Genomic DNA, 18,015 nt, shown 5'->3' on the forward strand with positions numbered 1-18,015 from the left:
TCTCGCTTGCCGGCCGGGCGACGCAGCTCGTCGTCCACGCCGACGCGTCGTTTGGCGGTTTGTGCAGCGGGTATGCCCTCGATCAAGCCGCACACAGCCCAACGTGCGTTTCCCACACTCCCATCACAGGAGGTATCGGCGATGGCCGAGATGATCATTCAGTCGCCCGACGAAGTCGTCGCGTTCCTGAAAGCCCAGCACAACCTCATCGAGGACATGTTCGACCAGGTGCTGCACGCTACGGATCCGAAAGCGCGTGAAGAGCCGTTTGCCACCTTGCGCCAGTTGCTGGCGGTCCATGAAACCGCCGAGGAGATGGTGGTGCATCCGCGTGTGCGGCGGGAGGACGACGCCGGCGACGCGATCGTCGACGCCCGTCTGCAGGAAGAGCACGAAGCCAAGGAGCTGCTCTCCCGGGTGGAGAAGCTCGATATCACCTCCCAGGAATTCATCGACGAACTCCGCAAGCTGCGCGAAGCCGTACTCGAGCATGCCCGCCAAGAGGAGAGCGACGAATTCCCCGTGCTGGAGCGCGAAGTCGACGCCGACGATCTCAAGCGGATGGGCGCGGCGGTGCGCGCGGCCGAAGCCATCGCTCCTACGCGTCCGCACCCCGGCGTGGAATCGGCGAAGCTGAACTTCGCGCTCGGGCCGTTCGCGTCCATGCTCGACCGCGCCCGTGACCTCATCGGGAAAGCGCTCGGATAGCGCTCCGGGGTTTCCGTAGGCTCGATGAGATGAGCGTTGCCCCGGATACCACCGTCGCCCTTCAGGATCGATTCTTCCGCGAGTTGCCGGAGATGGCGGTTCGCTGGCAGGCGGAGGCGTTTCCCGAGCTGCGGCTGCTGGCGCTCAATGAGCCGCTCGCCGCCACGCTGGGTCTCGACGCCGGCTGGCTGCGCGGCCCCGAAGGGTTGCGCTTTCTGGTGGGCAATGCGCTGCCCGACGGCGCCGCTCCGGTGGCGCAGGCCTACGCCGGACACCAGTTCGGCGGCTTTGTTCCGCGGCTGGGCGATGGGCGCGCGCTGTTGCTCGGCGAATTGGTCGACGGCGACGGACGGCTGCGCGATGTCCACCTGAAAGGCTCCGGCGCCACCCCGTTCGCCCGCGGCGGTGACGGCCTGGCCGCGGTGGGGCCGATGCTGCGCGAATACATCGTCAGCGAGGCGATGCATGCCCTGGGCGTGCCGACGACGCGGTCGCTGGCGGTGGTGGCTACCGGGCGTCCGGTCCATCGCGAAGAAACGCTGCCGGGGGCGGTGCTCACCCGGGTGGCCAGCAGCCATCTGCGGGTGGGCAGCTTCCAATTCGCCGCATCCACCGGCAACGAGGACCTGCTGCGCCGCCTCGCCGACCACGCGATCGCCCGCCACCATCCGGCTGCCGCCGAGGCGGACAATCCCTACCTCGCCCTGTTCGAAGCCGTGGTCGCCGTGCAGGCATCGCTGATTGCGCAATGGATGCTGATCGGGTTCGTCCACGGGGTGATGAACACCGACAACACCACCATCTCGGGCGAAACGATCGACTACGGGCCGTGCGCCTTCATGGAGGCCTACGACCCCGACACCGTCTTCAGTTCGATCGACTTCTGGGGACGCTATGCCTACGGCAATCAACCGGTGATTGCCGGATGGAACCTCGCCCGGTTCGCCGAGACGCTGCTGCCGCTGTTCTCGGACAACACCGAGGAGGCGATCGCGCTCGCGGAGGCATCGTTCGGGATATTCAACACCCGCTACGACGCGGTGTGGTCCGACGGCATGCGCGCCAAGCTCGGCCTGCCCGCCGAGATCGACGCCGACTTCGCCACGGTGTTGGTCGAGGAATTGCTGCTTCTGCTCAAGCAAAATCACGTCGACTACACCTCGTTCTTCCGCCGGCTCAGCCACGCCGCGCGAGGAGATGCCAAGTCCGACGCCGAACCCGTCCGCGGGTTGTTCGCCGATCTCGCCGGTTTCGACGCCTGGTTGACGCGGTGGCGCGCGCTAGGTCCCGACGGCGACGCGATGGATCGCGTCAATCCGATCTACATTCCGCGCAACCACCTGGTCGAGGAGGCGCTGGCCGCCGCGACGGCCGGCGAGCTCGGCCCGCTGGAACAACTGCTCGCCGCCGTCAGCCAGCCCTATGCCGAACGGCCGGGCCTCGAACGCTACGCCACTCCGGCTCCCGAGGACTTCGGTAAATACCAAACCTTCTGCGGGACTTGACTTTACGAGAGCTTGGCGAGCTCGGTTCGCAGCCCGTCCAGGCGTTGTAGCGTCTGATCGCGAGGCTCCGTCGGCAAATCCACCAAGAGATGCTCCAATCCCAGGTCGCCATAAGCCTCGAGGTTTTTCGCCGTCGGTTCGCCACCGTGGAAGTGGATCACCGGCACGTCCTGGCCGGCCACCTCGCGCAGCTGCTCGAGCGGAGCCGCCAATTCCTTTGCCGAAGGCGTCATCGACAGCCACCCCGCCTTCAGCCGGGCGATGCGCTTGAACGCCGCGGGCCCTCCGCCCAGATAGAGCGGCGGATAGGGCTTCTGCACCGGCTTGGGCCAGCTGTAGATCGGGTCGAAGTTCACGAATTCGCCATGGAACTCCGCTTTTTCATGTGTCCAGATTTCGATCATCGCTTCGAGCCGCTCGTCAACGACCCGTCCGCGCACCGAGGGATCCACCCCGTGATTGGCGATTTCCTCGCGCAACCAGCCGACGCCCACACCGAAACGAAAACGTCCGTGCGACACCAGATCCAGCGACGCCACCTCCTTGGCCGCGTGGATCGGATCGCGCTGGGGTACCAGGGCGATGCCTGTGCCCAGGACAAGTCGCTCGGTGGCGGCCGCCGCGGCAGTCAGCGCCACGAACGGATCGAGCGTGCGGTAGTACTTCGGCGGAATCGGCCCACCGCCGGGGTACGGGGTCTTCGCGTCGACCGGGATGTGCGAGTGCTCGGCGAGGAAGAATGATTCAAATCCACGCTCCTCGAGCGCCTTGCCCAGATCCACGGGACCAACGCCGTCGTCCGTAACGAAAGTCAGCACACCGAAACCCATGACGCATAGTGAACCGCATCAGCGCACGGTTGTCAGCGCTACGTCGTTCCGGCGATCGGGTATGTCAGCTCACGGCGCTGGTGGTTCGATCTCCGCGCGTGTGGCCGCACGGGTCCTCGGGCGCACCGCGCCCCAGATGCCGGCGGCCACGCCGACCGCGGCGCCGCCGAGGCCGATGATCTGCTGCGAGGGCTTCAGCTCGCCGTGCACGCTCAGCCCGCCGACCAGGTCGGCCACGTCGGCACCGGCGGAGGCCAGAAACCAGCCGCGCGTGTTCTTACCGCGCAGCGCGGCCCCGGCGAGCAGGACACCGATCAGCGCGTCGCGATAGCCCATCGAGCGCAACAACAGCTGCGCTGTGGGCGTTGGCTCTTCCGGGTCGCCCCACAGCTTGTTCGCCCGGAGGGGATCGACGAGGAAGGAGACGCCAGAGGCGAGACGGATGGTGCCCGCAAGGAGGCCGAACCGGTCGATTGACATGGTTGTTGAGCCTAGGAGCAAACCGTCCCGTCGTGCACGCATTCCGTCCGCAAGTCGCTCACGACGCGGGGCAGGAATCGGCGATCTGCAACGACGCCGGCCACAGCACTGTGGCCGCCCCGAAGGCCACGGCGTCCGCGCCGGTGGGCGACACGGCTTCTATCCGCGCCTGGATTCGCTGGGTCTGTTCGGGGTGAAACATGGTCCACGCGAACCCAATACACAGATATGGGATGGTCAGCCATACGACCAGCTCGATCAGCGCGCCGACGCTGACCTTGTGTCCGAGGATGCGCCGGACCGGGGCCATCGCATGTTCGATTCCACCCATGACCGCACTCCCAGCTACCGCAGCACCAGTTTGAGAGCGTAGTCGACGACGGCGTCGAGATCACTGCCCAAATGCCCGGCGAGCCACTGCTGAGCAAGCTCGGCCATGGCACCCGTGTACAGCGCGGCGGCGACCTCCGCGGCCACCGGATCGGAATCCGGATTGAGGCGCCACCCTTCGGTCAACACGCCCTCGCGCAGCGTGTCCTGCGTCGCGCGACGGCGGGCGGCCAGCACGGGATTCGTGCGGGCATCGGTGAACAACACGCGGCCACGGCGCGGATCGGCCGACGAGAAGCCCAACACCGCGGCGATGCCGGCGCGGGTCCGGGCCCCCAGCGAATCCCCCGCCTCCGCGATGGCGGCCTCGATCACTTCGGTGAGCTGCTCGCTCACCCGGTCGTAGACCGCGCCGAGCAGATCGTCGGTGTCGCCGAAGCTTTCGTAGAAGTACCGCGTGTTCAGCCCGCATTCCCGGCACACCGAGCGCACCGAGACGGCCGCCTCTCCCCCGCTGCCGAACAGGCGATAGGCGGCCTCGACCAGCAGCGCACGACGCTCGGCGCGGCGGTCCTTGAGCGGTATACCGGCCCACCGGGTGGGACTCGACATCCCTACAGCGTAAGTCGAGAGGGCCCGGGTCTTGTCACACCTGTAGCCAAAACTTATTCTGGTTACAGTCGTGACCAGAATGTCGAGGAGCGCGCCGTGTTTCTGCCACACCAGATCGTCGGGCAGCTGATCAACAAGAAATTGGACGACAACATGCGGCGGTATTTCTTCCGCGGCATGGAGTTCGCCACCCCCGTGGGCGATCCGGGTTGGTTCGGTCCCGACAGCGCCGTGTGGCGGGTGCACTCGCACCTGCCCGCGCTGATCTTCGGCCTGCAATGCGCCGCGTTCATGGAGACCCTGGACCCCTCGATCTATTGGATGGGCATGCATCACTCGCGCCTGATCAAGCGCGACAGCAACGGCAACCCGATATCGCACGTGCCCCACATCGATCCGGAGGGCGCCGCGACACGCCTCGGCCACTCGGTGGCCTTCTTCATCGGCACGGCATACGGCTCGACGGAAACCGCTGAGCGCCTGGCGAAATCGGTGCGCGCGATGCACCACACCATCAAGGGCACCCGCCCCGACGGCGCACGCTACGACGCCGACGACCCCGAATGGCTGCGATGGAACTATGCGACGGTGGTCTGGGGTCTGGCCACCGCGCACGAGCTCTATCACCCAATGCCCTTGCGCGGCAAGAAACTCGACCGCTATTACGGCGAGTTCGTCCGGGTTGGGCACGCCCTGGGCGGCACCGATCTCCCGACCACCAAGGCCGAAACGCTCGAGTGCCTGGAATCGTACTTGCCGAAACTAGCTGTCACACATGGCAAAGCGATGGGAACCGGCCCCAACGTCGCCATGCCGCAGGCGGCCGTCGATTGGGCCATTCGCGACACCATGCCGAAATGGGCCAAGCAGATGCTGCAGCACCGCGACTGCAACATCGTCGAACGCACCGCCCGTCGCACCGCGGTGTGGTCGATCATCAACGGGATCAACGCCGCGTCCGGTCCGGCCCCGGAGTTTCAGCAGGCCCAGGCCAGGGTCAAGGGCGGCACCACGGTCCCGCACACCCTGCCGACCTACGTGCTCGGCAGCGATCGGGTTCGCAGCCGCTCCGAGGTGGAGCGCAGTTTCCAGTCGGTGTAGCCCACACTGGGGACATCTCACAAAGTCCCCGGCCCAAACGTCTACTCAGCGTGATAGCCAAACGCCCCTTCGAGGCGGTGGTCGTCGACCACGGTCCCGCCGTATTGCGGGTGTGTCGCGCCATCGTCGGGCCGGTCGACGCCGACGACGCCTGGTCGGAGACGTTCTTGTCCGCATTGCGCGGCTACCCGGACCTGCCCGCCGACGCCAACGTCGAGGCCTGGCTGGTCACCATCGCGCACCGCAACGCCATCGACGTCACCCGGGCCAGGGCGCGGCGCGCGGTGCCGACCGATCGGGTGCCCGAGACCGCCGGACCGGCGGACCCCGGCAATAACGATGACCTCGTCGACGCGCTGGCAAGGCTGCCGGCCAAGCAGAAACAGGCCGTGGCCTACCACTATCTGGCCGGCCTGCCCTACGCCGAGATCGCCGCCATCCTCGGCGGGAGCGCGGACGCCGCCCGACGCGCCACCGCCGACGGCATCGCCACCCTCAGAAGCACGTACCCCGGCATCGCCGCCGGCACCACCGGGACAGGAGAACGCCGATGACCAACGATCACGACATGGCCCGCGAGCTGGCGCAGAGCACCGACGCCACCGCCGCCGACCTCGACGCGCTGCACGCCAGGCTTGCCACGGCCGCCCAACACGAGGGCATCCTCGACATCGCCTACCGCCTCGTCGACAGCCCGGTCGGCGCCCTGCTCATCGCGGCTACCGAGCTCGGCCTCGTGCGCGTCGCCTACGCCAGCGAGGGGCACGACGCCGTGCTGCAGGGCCTCGCCGACCGGATCAGCCCCCGCATTCTGCTCGCGCCGGCCCGGCTCGACACGGCGGCACGGCAACTCGACGAGTACTTCGCCGCCAAGCGCCACGACTTCAGCGTGCCGCTGGACTGGCGGCTCTCGGCCGGATTCCGCAACACGGTGCTCCGTCGTCTGCCCGAGATCGGCTACGGCCACACCGCGAGCTATGCCGCGGTGGCCCGGCTGGCGGGCAACCCCAACGCGGTGCGTGCCGTCGGCAGTGCCTGCGCCACCAATCCGCTACCGGTCGTGGTTCCCTGCCACCGCGTGGTGCGCAGCGACGGCGCCCTGGGCGGCTATCTCGGTGGTGTGGAAGCCAAACGCATCCTGCTCACCCTCGAGGCCGCGGCCTGAGCGGAATCCGGGCGAATCCCATTGCCGCGCAACGCATACCGGCCGCGTCGACGGTTAAGCGGCGCCCGGGGTGAGCGGCGGAAGGGCGACGACCGGCGACGGCTGCGCCGTCGGCGCCTGGTTGACACGTTGTCCCAGGTGCTGCGGGCAGTAGGCGCTCGCCGCGATCATGGTGAACTGCGCGGCGCCGTCCACCGTGAACCCCGGATTGCTCGACGACACGCTCTTGATGACGTCGACCTGGGGACTGCCCTCGTCCATCAGCTCACAGGCCCTTTTGCCCACCCCGACGGCGGCGGCGGGATCCTGATAGGTGATGCCCGCCTGGTTGAGCGCGGCGATGAAGCTCGCATCCGGTCCCGAAGTCCCGATCGGATCGGCGTAGGCGGGCGCGGCCGCGCCGATGAGGGCGGCGGAGCCCGCAAGCACTACCAGCATTCGCATCGCTTCATCCTCATATAGATCGGCGGCATTGTCCTGCCGAGCCCTTCCGCCCGCGCATAACCGCGGTAAACGTGCAAGTCGAGCCGTCGGGTGGCGATCGCGCAGGAATCCTGGCGGCCGCCCTCAATGTGGTACACAGTGGCTATGTCCGCGCTGCCCCCTCAGCATCGTTGAGAGCCCGGCGTGCACGACGATCGACTTCTGACTCCCGGCCGGACCTGCTGGCGCCTGGCGCGCGCCGACCAGTTCGCCCCCATCATCGACGCGGCCGACTACTTCAAGCACGTCAAGGCGGCGATGCTGCGCGCCCGTCATCGAATCGTGCTGATCGGCTGGGATTTCGACTCGCGGGTGACGTTCGAGCGGGGTGAGAAGACCCTCCCCGGGCCAAATCAGTTGGGCGCGTTCCTTTATTGGATGGTGTGGAAACGCCCCGGCCTGGACATCTACGTGCTGAAGTCCAATCTGCGGTTGCTGCCGGCCTTCGATGGGCTGTGGTTTGCGCTCACCCCGGTGTCGCTGCTCAACCAGATCAGCAGCAGGCGGCTGCACTTCGCCATCGACGGCGCGCACCCGATCGGCTCCGTGCACCACCAGAAGCTCGTGGTCATCGACGATGCCGTGGCCTTCTGCGCCGGTATCGATCTCACCCTCGAACGGTGGGACACCCGTGCCCATGAGCATGACAATCGCCAGCGGCGCACGGCGGGACGCGGCTATGGGCCGCGACACGACGTCGGGCTGGCGGTTGACGGCGCGGCGGCGCGGGCGCTGGGCGAACAAGCGCTGGCGCGGTGGGAGACGGCGACCAAACAGTCGCTGAGCCAGGTCGAGGCCAAGCACAGCGCCTGGCCCAGCAAGCTGCGGCCGACCCTGCACCACGTGGACGTCGGGATCGCACGCACCGTGCCGGAGCTCCTGGATCGTGCGGAGGTCCGGGAGGTCGAGGCGCTCAACCTGGCCGCGATCGCTGCGGCTCGACGCACCGTCTATGTGGAGAACCAATACCTGGCGTCCCGGACCATCGTCGAGGCGCTGGCCGCACGGCTGCGCGAGGACGACGGACCCGACATCGTCATCGTGCTGGCCCGCAGGGGCAACAATCCGCTCGAGCGCGGAACGATGGACAGCGCCCGGCACCGCCTCATCCAGCTGCTGTGGGAGGCCGACGAGCACGGCCGGCTGGGCATTTACTGGCCGGTGACCGACGGCGGTGCACCGATCTACGTCCACTCGAAGGTCATGGTGGTCGACGATCGGCTGCTGCGCATCGGCTCGTCGAATTTCAACAACCGGTCGATGGGTTTCGACAGCGAGTGCGACGTGGCCGTCGAGGCGCAGCCCGCCGAACCGGAACACGACGGCCTGCGCCGCGAAATCGCCTCGTTCCGAGACGAATTGGTGGCCGAGCACCTAGGCGTTTCGGTGGATGAGTTGAAAGAGGCGATCGCAGAACAGCGCTCGGCCTTCAAGGCGATCGAGGCGCTTCGGGGAGATGGCAAGACGCTGCGGCCATTCACCGAGCGCACCGTGGCCGATGAGGCAGGTCCACTGGCCGAGAACGATCTGATGGATCCGGACCACGTTCCACGGTCGCTGACCCGTAGCGTGCAGCGGTTCATCACCGGCCTTCGGGGCTGACGAGTCGGCGATTCGGGGTGTGGGTCGACGCGAAATCGGCTTAGTGTGGGCAGAAGTGCCAGTGGACTAAGGACGAGCACCGATGAGCATCGACGACGAACCCGCCACCACGCTGGAGGATCTGCGCGGCGATCTGGCGCAGCGGTACAGGAGGACGCCAACCGGCGGAAGTTCGGTCGACAGCGCGATCGCCGAGGCGGACATGGCGGCGCTGGACCGCGACGGTTACGTCGTCTGGGAGAACCTGATCACCGCCGAGCAGTGCTCGCAGATCCGGGAAGCGGTGCGCCCCTGGCTCGGGCACACCGGGCGCAACTCGTTCGAGGGCCTGCGCACCCAGCGCATCTACAGCGTGCTGAGCAGGACCCGGGTGTGCGATCCCCTTGTCGATCACCCCCGGGTGCTGGCGGCGCTCGACCGGTTGCTGATGCCCAACTACCTGCTGTCGGCGTTGCAAGCCATCAATATTCAGCCCGGTGAGGCCGCGCAACTGGCGCACCACGACGACGGCTTCTATCCGATTCCGCGCCCCCGCGCACCGTTGGCGGCCGCGACGATCTGGGCGATCGACGACTTCACCGCCGACAACGGAGCCACGGTCCTCTACCCGGGCAGTCATCGCTGGGGCAAGCGCCGGCCGGGCCCCGGCGACGAGGCTCTGCCGGTCGTCATGCCCGCGGGCTCGTGCGTCTTGTTCGTGGGCACGCTGTGGCACGGCGGCGGGGCGAACGACACCGACGGTGAGCGGCTCGCCGTCACCGCGCAGTACTGCCAGCCGTGGCTGCGCCCGATGGAAGCCTTCACCTTGTCGGTGTCGCGCGAAATCGCGCGAACCGTTTCCGACGACATCCGCCGAATGCTCGGCTACAGCATCCACCCGCCGTTCGTCGGCAACGTCGACGGCCTGCATCCGTTGCGGCTCTTGGAGATTGAGCCGCAGCAGTAGCGAGCCTCCGGTCGGGAGACGAGGCGCTCGGCAGTCCCCCGGTTTGAAACGCCGTTACCAGGCTATTCTCAGTTCTGTCATGACGCGTCGAGCGGGGCCGCCCGGCGACCAAGAATCGGATTCAACGACGGCCGAGCCCCGGAATCGCTTGCACCGCAACCACAGGATCGTGGCCGGTGCCAAGGTGCTGGCCGCACTCATATCACTGGTGGTGGTCGCCGTCATCGGCATCGCTTGGCACGCGTACCGCAGCGCCTCGGCGGGCATCACCAAATCCGAGGCGCTGGCCGGTGAACCCGCATCGACCGGAAGTGACCAGAACATTCTGATCATGGGTCTGGATAGCCGGCGCGACCAGCACGGCAGGCCGCTGCCGCCCGACGTCTACGACGCGCTGCACGCGGGCAACGAGGATTCCGCCGACGGGGATTCCGACGCGCTCATCGTCGTGCACCTGCCGGCCGGCGACGCGGCGGCCACGGCGATCTCGATCCCCCGCGACGACTATGTCGACTTGGCCGGATGCCCGACCTCGGATTGCCGCGGCAAGATCAAGGAGGCCTACAGCTACGCCTACCAACGGGTGATGGCGGGCCACACCTCCGCCGGCTCGCAACCCAGTACGACCCCGCTGCAAGGCCAGGACGCCGCGGCGAGGGAGCAGGCCGCGCGGGAGGCGGGCCGCAAGGCCGAGATCAGCACGGTCAAGAGCCTTCTGCAGATCCCGATCGACCACTTCGTGGAAGTCACCTTGGCCGGGTTCTTCGAAATCGCCCGGGTGGTGGAACCGATCACGGTGTGCCTCAACGAGGATACTTCGGACCGCTACTACTCCGGCGCGGACTTTCACAAGGGCATGCAGCAGATCGGCGCGGGCCAGGCGATGGCCTTCGTTCGGCAACGCCGCGACCCCAACGACGCGGCGTTCACCGACCTCGATCGCAGCCGGCGCCAGCAGGCCTTCATCGTTTCGGTGGTCAGTGCCCTGCGCCGTGGTGGAGCGTTGTCGGACCCGACACGCCTGCGCGCCCTGTTGGACGTCGCCAAGCGGAACGTCGCCGTGGACGCCGATTTCGACTTCGACGATTTCGTGCGAAATGCGTTGACATTTCCCAACAGGCCGGTGGCGCTGTACACGTTGCCCGTCACCGGCTTCGGCGAAATCTCCAATGGCGCCTATGTGAACTTCATCGACGTACCCACCATCCGCTCGATCGTGCACAACCTGATCGGCACCGATTCGTCGGCAACACCGCCGACCGGCAGCGCCACCACAGCAGCGCAACCGGACAGCGACGCGCAGAGCACCGGGGGCAGCGTCGCACTCGACGTCGTCAACGCCTCGGGCCAGCAGGGCGAGGCCGCGAATCTCGAAAAGTCGTTATCCACCGGGATCTTCAGTGAGGGGAAGGTCAGCACCGCCGACGCCGTCTCCGAAACCAGCAGCATCATGTACGGGCCTGGAGCCAAGGTGGCGGGCACCGAACTCGCCGACCAGTACGACATCACCGCCATCGCATCCGACAGCATCGCGCGCAACACCGTGCAACTGACCGTCGGAACCGATTTCCGCAGGTTCGACCGCCACCGCACTTACTCGTCGGAATCACCGAGCGCGACGGCCACGGCGCCCGTCACCACGGTGCCGGCTACCGGCTCCGCCACGCAGGGACCCGCGGTCACCGACCTCTCACGCATGACAACCGATGGCATTCCCTGCGTGAAATGACCAGGGGTTAACGGGTTTTCCGCTGGGCGGGTGCCGAAGTCGTGGCCGTTGGCGCGGCGCCGTAGAGGTGCAGGGCCTGTGCGGCCGCGGTAGCCACCGCGCCCCGCAGATTCGAAATCGGCGGGCTGCCCCGTAGGTGGATCGAGTTCGAGAGCAGAATCACGTAGGTATCCGAGCCCTGGTCCATCCACACCGTGGTGCCGGTGAACCCGGTGTTGCCGAAGCTGCCGACGGGAAAGATCTTGCCGCGCGGCCTGGAGTAGGCCGTGTCGATGTCCCATCCGAAGCCGAACAGGCTCTGCCCATCGATCGCCGGATACTTCGGAGTATGAGCTTGCTGGGCGGCGCGGTTGGCCGCTTCGACTTGTTCTGCGGTATGGCCGGGCTGCTGCGGCGTCGTCATCAACTCGAGAGTCTCTGGCCGCAAAGGGAATTCACTCGGGCGGTCCGCCAACCGGTCGAGCAACGCCTGCGCAAAGACGCTGACATCGTGCGCCGTCGAGAACAGGCCGGCATTGCCGGCCACTCCCCCCATGCGGCGCGCCGTCGGATCGTGCACCGTACCCCGAAGCAGGGCAAAGAAATCCGGATTCTTGCCCGGGTCGTCTCTGCTCTCCTCGTCGCGCGCTGTCGGCGCGATGCGCGGCAGGAGGTTCGTGTTCCACGCCCCCTCGGGGCATGCCGGCGGCGCCGGCCCGTCTGTCGCGGGGGCCCAGGCGACCGCCGCCCCGCGCACCACATGCGGTCCGCACGCCTTGGCCGCGGGCAGATACCGGGTGTCTTGCAGGCCAAGCGGCGCAAAGACATTGCGCTCGACGTAGGTGTCCTCGGCCTCGCCGGTGGTCTTTTCCAAGAGCGCGCCCAGCAGGATGTAGTTGATGTCGGAGTAGCGGAAGAGCTCCCCCGGGCCCGACTGCAGCGGCGTGGTGAGGGCGCGATGAATGCCTTCCGCTTTGTCGGGTCCGCCCAGTCCCCACGGGTCTGCGAGGTTGACGTCGATCCCTTCGCCGGAGGTGTTGGTCAGCAGCATCCGAACCGTGACCTTGGCCCGCTGTGGGTCGTCCGTCGCGTTGAAGTCGGGCAGATACTTCTGCACCGGATCGTCGAACGCGATCTTGCCCTGTTCGTAGAGCTGCATGATGGCGACCGCCGTGGCGAGGCACTTGGTCAGCGACGCCATGTCGAAGATGGTGTCCTCGGTCATCGGCTCGGCGGGTGCGGGGGAACCATCCAGCCCCGGCTCGCCCGCGAGCTTGCGCGATCCGTAGGCCTGATGGAAGACGACCCTGCCGCCATGCCCGACCATCACCACGCCGCCGGGCAGCCCGTCCGCGGCGATCGCATCGTTCATCAGCTTGGACACGGCGGCGAACTCGGGCGCGGGGGCCGCAGCTGAGGTCTGCGCCGCCGGCGGCGGCGACGGCGCTGTCGGTGGGCGTTCGGTGACCGGTGTGTGTGCCGTGAACGCCCACGGCGAAGCCGCGATGAGCGCGAGCAACGCAATCGCGACCGCTGCCGTCTTGCGCAGCGAGGGCGGCCAGGGCTTCCACCTGCCACTGACTGTCGGCATATCGCAAGGGTAAGTCGACGGCCTGGCCGCCTGCAGTAGCGTTGGCGCCGGACCTGTCTCGCGACGCCCGGTCGCGACGGTCTTGTCGCGATGGAGCAAGCGGTGAGGACCCATCCACATTGATTGGCGGCAGGCGGTGGGTCGCCGTGCTGGCGGGCGCGTGGGCGGTTGGAGTGACCGTGACGCAATGCGCCGTCGCGCCGCCGCCCCCGCTGGCCGGATCGTCGCGCCCCACGTCCACCGCGCCGGGCCCGCCCGACCATGCCGACGTTCGACCGGTCACCGCCGCGGAGCTCGGCACGAGCTGGCGGCCGGGCTGCCCGGTGAGCCCTGCGCAGTTGCGGCGCGTCGGCGTCGACCACATCGGTTTCGACGGCCAGACCCACCGTGGCGAACTGATCGTGCACGAGGACGTGGTGCCGCAGGTCATCGCGATCTTCGCGCAGCTGTACCGGCTCGGCTTCCCCATCGAGAAGATCCGCACCGCGGACCGCTATCCGGCCGCCGACGACGAGCAATCCATGGAGGACAACAACACGTCGGCCTTCAACTGCCGAGGCATCCCGGGAAGCGAGCACTGGTCGCCGCACGCCTATGGTCGGGCCATCGACCTCAATCCGCTTCTCAACCCGTGCGTCTACGCCACCGGCGCTTTCCAACCGCACAACGCGGCGCAGTACCTGGACCGCGGCCGTAGCGACCCGGGACTCTTGCACGACGGCGACCCGGCCGTCCACGCCTTCACGGACGCCGGGTGGCGGTGGGGCGGCCACTGGGCGGCGCCCGTCGACTACCAGCACTTCGAGCGGCCCTGAGCCGGGCGTCCTGTAAGAATGGACGCATATGTCGCGCTCATTCGACGTCCTGACCGAGTCGCCCGCCACTGTCGAGCAGATCCATGCCGCGTTCGGCCGCGAGGACTATTGGCTGGCCCGCATCGCGGCCGGCGCCGCCCAGACCACACTGGATTCGCTGGAAGTCGACGACGACGGCGCGGTGACGGTGCGCACGACACAGCATCTGGGTCGTCAGCTGCTCCCCGGACTGGTCGCCAAGTTCGTCACCGGTGACGTGAGGATCGTGCAGACCGAGACGTGGCGGCCCGACGGCGACCGCCAGGTGCGCGGGCAGGTCAACGTCTCGGCGTCCGGCGGTTTGGGGTCCGGCCGCGCGGAAACCTGGCTGGCGCCGACGGATGACGGCGGCTCACAACTGCGCTCCGCCTTGCGAGTCGAGGTGAAGATCCCGCTGGTGGGCGGCAAGCTCGAAAAGTCGATTGGGGCCGGCCTGGTCGAGGGCATCCCCGAGATGCTGCGCTTCACCACCACGTGGATCATCCACAACACCTGAGGCGAGATTCGCTGTCGCGCGGCCCGCACGGACCTAGTCGGCGGTCCGAATGCGGCAAAGCCGCATCGCCGCGCCCGCGACGGCAGTACGCTCCCTGACCATGAACCCGAACGTGCCGCGCGGAACCATCCCCGCGGCGACGTAGTTGATCGTGCTGAATCAATCACGGGGACAGGGCTTTTCACTCGCCTTTACCACCGCATCCACCGTTGGGAGCCATCCATGATTCGCACGACCGTGTTCAAACCTGCGCTGGCTGCGGCCGCAGTCACCGGGCTGATTTCGCTTGCGCCGGCTGCCAGCGCCGACCCCGATCCCATCTCGGTCGGCGCCTACCTTCACACGCTGAACGTGCTGCATGTGCCGTATGACAACCCCGGGCGGATGGTCGATATCGGCAACAACGTCTGCCAGCAGGCGCGCGGGGGCACCGACTTCGACACCATCTATCCGACGGTTGCGGGCAACGGCTTCGCCTCGGTGCAGGCCGGACAGATCATGGGAGCTGCCGTCGGGACGTTCTGCCCCGATATGGAGGCCGCGTTCGACCGCTGGACCAACAGCTGAGGACGCGATCGCGTCAAGGCCCCTTCGAGCTGTCCTTCTCCACCCTGATCAGCGCCTTCTACGACACGGCCTGTCAGATCATCGTCGAGAACATCGCCAGAGCCGAGACCTAGCGTCCGCCGAAAATGAGAGACAATCGCTTCATGCCCAGCGAACCCGCACATCGACCGCCGGCCGCCCCTAAGCCGCCACGGGTGCAGGTCACGCCCGAGGACGTGGAACGGTATGCCGACGAGGACCAGGCGCGCGAGGCAGCCGACGAGCGCCGGCTGCGCGACGAGCAGCCGCCGCATCACCACTAGCCCCCAAACTGAGTAAGACTGGAGCCATGAGTCCTGCAGAAAAACTGTTCTCGCAGGTGCTGCGGTTGCACGACACGGTCTATCGCAAGACGAACGGCTGGATCGGTCACCGCACGCTGTGGATACCGAGCCTGCTATTGCATACCGTCGGCGCGAAGACCGGCAAGCAACGCACGACATCGCTGAGCTACGCCCGCGACGGGGACAATTACCTGGTGGTCGCCTCCAAAGGCGGTGCGCCCGAGTCCCCCGGCTGGTACCACAACCTGAAGGCCAATCCCGACGTCGAGATCAACGTCGGCCCAAGGCGTTTCGCCGTCACCGCACGACCGGTGCTGTCGGACGACCCGGACTATCCGCGGCTGTGGCAGATCGTCAACAAGAACAATCAGAACCGGTACAACGAATACCAGAAGAAGACGTCGCGACCCATCCCCGTCGTCGTCCTGGCGCCGAAACCTTGAACTGCAGCTGAACAAGCCGGTAACCGCCGGTGTGAGCGGACGCGCTTCCAGCGGCCGTCTTGCAGGAGTTCATGGCGGTCGTGCGAAGCTACGTCGTGTTCGATGGCCGGAACTAAGGAGAACGAGCAGTGAGAGCCCTCGTCGCGGGCGCCGCCGGGTTCCTGGGTTCCCACCTCTGCGATCGTCTTCGCCGCGACGGCATCGACGTCGTCGGACTCGACAACCTGTGCACCGGCCGGCGCGAGAACATCATGCACCTGGATGGCGATCCGGGCTTCAGTTTCGCGGAGCACGACATCACCCGGTCGGTGAACGAGGTCGTGTCGGGGCCACTGGATGTCATCTTCAATCTGGCCTGCCCCGCATCGCCGCGCGCCTACCAGCGGGATCCCCTGCTCACCCTGGAGACCAACTACGTCGGCACCAGGAACTTGCTGGAACTCGCGCGCGAACAGGGGGCGACGATTCTGCAGGCCTCCACCAGCGAGGTCTACGGAGACCCCACAGTCCATCCCCAGGTCGAGACCTACTGGGGCAACGCCAACTGCTTCGGCGTGCGGGCCTGCTACGAGGAAGGCAAGCGGGTCGCGGAGACGCTAATGCTCGAGTACGCGCGTCGCTACGGCCTGCGGATTAAGGTCGTCCGCATCTTCAATACGTACGGTCCGAGGATGGACCCCGAAGATGGCCGAATCATCTCGTCGTTCATCGTCCAGGCGCTGCGGGGCGAACCGATCACCGTCTTCGGGGACGGCAGCCAGACCCGTTCCTTTTGTTATGTCGACGATCTCGTCGACGGGCTTGTGACAATGGCGGCGAGCGCAGCTTCGTTCACCGGACCCGTCAACCTCGGTAGCCCAGCCGAAGTCACCGTCCTCGAAACCGCGAGCATGATCAAGGAAATGACCGGATCCCCCTCGGCGACGGTCTTCGAGCCACTGCCGCCGGACGACCCGAAGCAACGTCGGCCTGACATCACCCTCGCCGAGTCCAGCCTCGGTTGGGTCCCGAGAGTCTCCTTCGAAGAAGGGGTCGAGCGGACGATCCAATACTTCACGGGTGTCATCGGAAGTGGCTCCCAAGGGGGCGTCCAGCGGTGAAGTTCGTGCTGGCAACCTTGGGAACCCGGGGTGATGTCGAGCCGTGCGCCACCATCGGCCGGGAGCTGCAACGCCGAGGTCACGATGTCACCATGGCCGTGCCGCCTAACTACGTTGGCTTCGTCGAATCGGCGGGGCTCGCTGCGGTCCCCCACGGCCCGGATCAGGTGGAGCAGAACGCGAGAATCGCACGAAAATACGGGGAGACGCCGAACCCGGTCTTTATGGCGTGGGTGATTTCAGAGGATCTCAAACGACTCTGGCCGCAGCTGGGTACGGCGCTCACCTCGCTTGCGGACGGGGCCGACTTGTTGTTGACCGACGCGAGCCAGCAGGGACTGGCCGCCAATGTCGCGGCATACCATGGCATTCCGCAGGCCGCACTGCAAATCTACCCCCTCGGGCGTGATACGGGCACGCAAGTCACCAAGGAGGCCGAAGACGCCCTGCGCCAAACGTTGGGCCTGCCGGAGGAAACGGGAACCTCGGCGCGACAACCGCTGGAGATCCAGGCCTACGATGAACTCTTCTTCCCGGGGCTGGCAGCCGAGTGGGCGAAATGGGGTGTCCGACGGCCTTTCGTTGGCGGGTTGACGCTGGAGCTGACGACGGACGTCGACGACGACGTATCGTCATGGATTGCCGAGGGAACGTCCCCAATTTACTTCGGCTTTGGCAGCAGCGCGCGAGTCGCGTTCCACGCCGGCCTGCTCGAGATGATCAGCGGGACCTGCGCGCGGTTGGGCGAGCGCGCGCTGATCTGCAGCGGCGTAAGCGATCTGGCCGATACCTCGCGGTTCGACCACATTAAGGTGGTGAGCGCGGTGAACCATTCGGCCGTGTTTCCCGCTTGCCGCGCCGTCGTCCACCATGGCGGCCCCGGCACCACCTTCGCGGGCATACGGGCCGGCAAACCCACCTTGGCCCTTGCCGTTTCGGTCGATCAGCCGATGTGGGCCGCCGCGGTCGGCCAGCTGGGCGTCGGTATCGGGCGACACTTCTCCGCGACCACCCCGGAGTCGCTGCTCGCCGATCTGCGGGCCATCCTCACTCCGCACTGCACCGCTCGAACGCTCGAGGTGGCCGCCCAGATGGCCACGCCCGCCGAAAGCGCGGCCACGGCCGCCGATCTCCTGGAGGCCTCGGTCGGCAAAGACCCCGGCTGACCCCG

21 protein-coding genes are annotated in these 18,015 nt (G+C 67.1%); 15 read left to right on the plus strand and 6 right to left on the minus strand.

All coding sequences use genetic code 11. From position 1 onward, the window contains the following. The first annotated feature begins 141 nt into the window (after positions 1-141). Entirely contained in the window at positions 142-708 is a 567-nt protein-coding gene (locus AC5Y5B_RS11685; RefSeq protein WP_112634808.1) for a hemerythrin domain-containing protein, read from the plus strand. A gap of 29 nt (positions 709-737) precedes the next feature. Beyond that, complete coding sequence (locus tag AC5Y5B_RS11690; protein WP_112634807.1) at positions 738-2,213, plus strand: protein adenylyltransferase SelO; 1,476 nt, start codon at positions 738-740, stop codon at positions 2,211-2,213. Between the two features lie 2 nt (positions 2,214-2,215). Here AC5Y5B_RS11690 and AC5Y5B_RS11695 read toward each other — a convergent pair whose 3' ends face one another. The 4 genes from AC5Y5B_RS11695 to AC5Y5B_RS11710 form a co-directional block, all read right to left on the minus strand. Continuing rightward, the gene (locus AC5Y5B_RS11695; RefSeq protein WP_112634806.1) at positions 2,216-3,043 is read right to left on the minus strand and encodes an LLM class F420-dependent oxidoreductase; all 828 of its coding nucleotides are present in this window, start codon (positions 3,041-3,043) and stop codon (positions 2,216-2,218) included. A gap of 69 nt (positions 3,044-3,112) precedes the next feature. Continuing rightward, a complete protein-coding gene (locus tag AC5Y5B_RS11700) occupies positions 3,113-3,523 on the minus strand; it encodes a DUF4267 domain-containing protein (RefSeq protein ID WP_112634805.1) in 411 nt (136 codons plus the stop codon). 58 nt (positions 3,524-3,581) lie between these two features. Next, positions 3,582-3,854: a hypothetical protein gene (locus AC5Y5B_RS11705; RefSeq protein WP_112634804.1), complete on the minus strand. Its 273-nt coding sequence runs from the start codon at positions 3,852-3,854 to the stop codon at positions 3,582-3,584. 14 nt (positions 3,855-3,868) lie between these two features. Further along, positions 3,869-4,465, minus strand: a complete 597-nt coding sequence (locus AC5Y5B_RS11710; protein ID WP_112634803.1) for a TetR/AcrR family transcriptional regulator — start codon at positions 4,463-4,465, stop codon at positions 3,869-3,871. A gap of 96 nt (positions 4,466-4,561) precedes the next feature. Here AC5Y5B_RS11710 and AC5Y5B_RS11715 point away from each other — a divergent pair, with 96 nt between their 5' ends. Genes AC5Y5B_RS11715 through AC5Y5B_RS11725 form a run of 3 tightly spaced genes read left to right on the plus strand, consistent with a single transcriptional unit; the run spans position 4,562 to position 6,731 of the window. After that, a complete protein-coding gene (locus AC5Y5B_RS11715; RefSeq protein WP_112634802.1) occupies positions 4,562-5,566 on the plus strand; it encodes an oxygenase MpaB family protein in 1,005 nt (334 codons plus the stop codon). A 50-nt stretch (positions 5,567-5,616) separates the two neighbouring features. Further along, positions 5,617-6,120 carry an RNA polymerase sigma factor gene (locus tag AC5Y5B_RS11720; protein WP_240631849.1) on the plus strand — a complete coding sequence of 168 codons (504 nt, stop codon included), beginning with the start codon at positions 5,617-5,619 and terminating at the stop codon, positions 6,118-6,120. A gap of 14 nt (positions 6,121-6,134) precedes the next feature. After that, on the plus strand, positions 6,135-6,731 hold the full coding sequence (locus tag AC5Y5B_RS11725; RefSeq protein WP_430919986.1) for a methylated-DNA--[protein]-cysteine S-methyltransferase: 597 nt from the start codon (positions 6,135-6,137) through the stop codon (positions 6,729-6,731). Between the two features lie 54 nt (positions 6,732-6,785). Here the strand turns inward: AC5Y5B_RS11725 and AC5Y5B_RS11730 are convergent, their stop codons facing one another. Further along, positions 6,786-7,175: a DUF732 domain-containing protein gene (locus tag AC5Y5B_RS11730; RefSeq protein WP_165821875.1), complete on the minus strand. Its 390-nt coding sequence runs from the start codon at positions 7,173-7,175 to the stop codon at positions 6,786-6,788. A 183-nt stretch (positions 7,176-7,358) separates the two neighbouring features. Between AC5Y5B_RS11730 and AC5Y5B_RS11735 the strand changes: the two genes are divergently transcribed. From AC5Y5B_RS11735 to AC5Y5B_RS11745, 3 genes are all read left to right on the plus strand, one after another. Then, complete coding sequence (locus AC5Y5B_RS11735; RefSeq protein WP_112634799.1) at positions 7,359-8,816, plus strand: phospholipase D-like domain-containing protein; 1,458 nt, start codon at positions 7,359-7,361, stop codon at positions 8,814-8,816. A gap of 82 nt (positions 8,817-8,898) precedes the next feature. Next, positions 8,899-9,762: a phytanoyl-CoA dioxygenase family protein gene (locus AC5Y5B_RS11740; RefSeq protein WP_112634798.1), complete on the plus strand. Its 864-nt coding sequence runs from the start codon at positions 8,899-8,901 to the stop codon at positions 9,760-9,762. Between the two features lie 166 nt (positions 9,763-9,928). After that, positions 9,929-11,491: an LCP family protein gene (locus AC5Y5B_RS11745; protein ID WP_112634813.1), complete on the plus strand. Its 1,563-nt coding sequence runs from the start codon at positions 9,929-9,931 to the stop codon at positions 11,489-11,491. A gap of 7 nt (positions 11,492-11,498) precedes the next feature. Here AC5Y5B_RS11745 and AC5Y5B_RS11750 read toward each other — a convergent pair whose 3' ends face one another. Continuing rightward, positions 11,499-13,061 (minus strand): serine hydrolase domain-containing protein, encoded by a 1,563-nt coding sequence (locus AC5Y5B_RS11750; RefSeq protein ID WP_112634797.1) that lies wholly within the window; start codon positions 13,059-13,061, stop codon positions 11,499-11,501. Between the two features lie 173 nt (positions 13,062-13,234). Here AC5Y5B_RS11750 and AC5Y5B_RS11755 point away from each other — a divergent pair, with 173 nt between their 5' ends. The 7 genes from AC5Y5B_RS11755 to AC5Y5B_RS11785 all read left to right on the plus strand — a co-directional run bounded on the left by AC5Y5B_RS11755 (position 13,235) and on the right by AC5Y5B_RS11785 (position 18,010). Next, entirely contained in the window at positions 13,235-13,876 is a 642-nt protein-coding gene (locus tag AC5Y5B_RS11755) for a M15 family metallopeptidase (RefSeq protein WP_346427302.1), read from the plus strand. A gap of 28 nt (positions 13,877-13,904) precedes the next feature. Then, on the plus strand, positions 13,905-14,411 hold the full coding sequence (locus tag AC5Y5B_RS11760) for a DUF2505 domain-containing protein (protein ID WP_112634795.1): 507 nt from the start codon (positions 13,905-13,907) through the stop codon (positions 14,409-14,411). A gap of 222 nt (positions 14,412-14,633) precedes the next feature. Further along, entirely contained in the window at positions 14,634-14,978 is a 345-nt protein-coding gene (locus AC5Y5B_RS11765) for a DUF732 domain-containing protein (protein WP_112634794.1), read from the plus strand. Between the two features lie 143 nt (positions 14,979-15,121). Continuing rightward, positions 15,122-15,280 carry a hypothetical protein gene (locus AC5Y5B_RS11770; RefSeq protein ID WP_165821873.1) on the plus strand — a complete coding sequence of 53 codons (159 nt, stop codon included), beginning with the start codon at positions 15,122-15,124 and terminating at the stop codon, positions 15,278-15,280. 26 nt (positions 15,281-15,306) lie between these two features. Next, positions 15,307-15,744, plus strand: a complete 438-nt coding sequence (locus AC5Y5B_RS11775) for a nitroreductase family deazaflavin-dependent oxidoreductase (RefSeq protein WP_112634793.1) — start codon at positions 15,307-15,309, stop codon at positions 15,742-15,744. A gap of 128 nt (positions 15,745-15,872) precedes the next feature. Continuing rightward, positions 15,873-16,844 (plus strand): UDP-glucuronic acid decarboxylase family protein, encoded by a 972-nt coding sequence (locus AC5Y5B_RS11780; protein WP_112634792.1) that lies wholly within the window; start codon positions 15,873-15,875, stop codon positions 16,842-16,844. Then, the gene (locus tag AC5Y5B_RS11785) at positions 16,841-18,010 is read left to right on the plus strand and encodes a glycosyltransferase (RefSeq protein WP_500005379.1); all 1,170 of its coding nucleotides are present in this window, start codon (positions 16,841-16,843) and stop codon (positions 18,008-18,010) included. Before AC5Y5B_RS11780 ends, AC5Y5B_RS11785 begins: the two co-directional genes overlap by 4 nt. Positions 18,011-18,015 lie beyond the last annotated feature (5 nt).

The sequence above is a fragment of the Mycobacterium sp. NGS33 genome, assembly GCF_059812885.1.

What these genes read in the sequence shown, in the direction of transcription:
- AC5Y5B_RS11710 (WP_112634803.1), bottom strand. Translation starts at nt 4,465, where the DNA reads ATGTCGAGTCCCACCCGGTGGGCCGGTATACCGCTCAAGGACCGCCGC.
- AC5Y5B_RS11740 (WP_112634798.1), top strand. Translation starts at nt 8,899, where the DNA reads ATGAGCATCGACGACGAACCCGCCACCACGCTGGAGGATCTGCGCGGC.
- AC5Y5B_RS11770 (WP_165821873.1), top strand. Translation starts at nt 15,122, where the DNA reads ATGCCCAGCGAACCCGCACATCGACCGCCGGCCGCCCCTAAGCCGCCA.
- AC5Y5B_RS11705 (WP_112634804.1), bottom strand. Translation starts at nt 3,854, where the DNA reads ATGGGTGGAATCGAACATGCGATGGCCCCGGTCCGGCGCATCCTCGGA.
- AC5Y5B_RS11700 (WP_112634805.1), bottom strand. Translation starts at nt 3,523, where the DNA reads ATGTCAATCGACCGGTTCGGCCTCCTTGCGGGCACCATCCGTCTCGCC.
- AC5Y5B_RS11760 (WP_112634795.1), top strand. Translation starts at nt 13,905, where the DNA reads ATGTCGCGCTCATTCGACGTCCTGACCGAGTCGCCCGCCACTGTCGAG.
- AC5Y5B_RS11695 (WP_112634806.1), bottom strand. Translation starts at nt 3,043, where the DNA reads ATGGGTTTCGGTGTGCTGACTTTCGTTACGGACGACGGCGTTGGTCCC.
- AC5Y5B_RS11750 (WP_112634797.1), bottom strand. Translation starts at nt 13,061, where the DNA reads ATGCCGACAGTCAGTGGCAGGTGGAAGCCCTGGCCGCCCTCGCTGCGC.
- AC5Y5B_RS11775 (WP_112634793.1), top strand. Translation starts at nt 15,307, where the DNA reads ATGAGTCCTGCAGAAAAACTGTTCTCGCAGGTGCTGCGGTTGCACGAC.
- AC5Y5B_RS11690 (WP_112634807.1), top strand. Translation starts at nt 738, where the DNA reads ATGAGCGTTGCCCCGGATACCACCGTCGCCCTTCAGGATCGATTCTTC.
- AC5Y5B_RS11725 (WP_430919986.1), top strand. Translation starts at nt 6,135, where the DNA reads ATGGCCCGCGAGCTGGCGCAGAGCACCGACGCCACCGCCGCCGACCTC.
- AC5Y5B_RS11730 (WP_165821875.1), bottom strand. Translation starts at nt 7,175, where the DNA reads ATGCGAATGCTGGTAGTGCTTGCGGGCTCCGCCGCCCTCATCGGCGCG.
- AC5Y5B_RS11765 (WP_112634794.1), top strand. Translation starts at nt 14,634, where the DNA reads ATGATTCGCACGACCGTGTTCAAACCTGCGCTGGCTGCGGCCGCAGTC.
- AC5Y5B_RS11685 (WP_112634808.1), top strand. Translation starts at nt 142, where the DNA reads ATGGCCGAGATGATCATTCAGTCGCCCGACGAAGTCGTCGCGTTCCTG.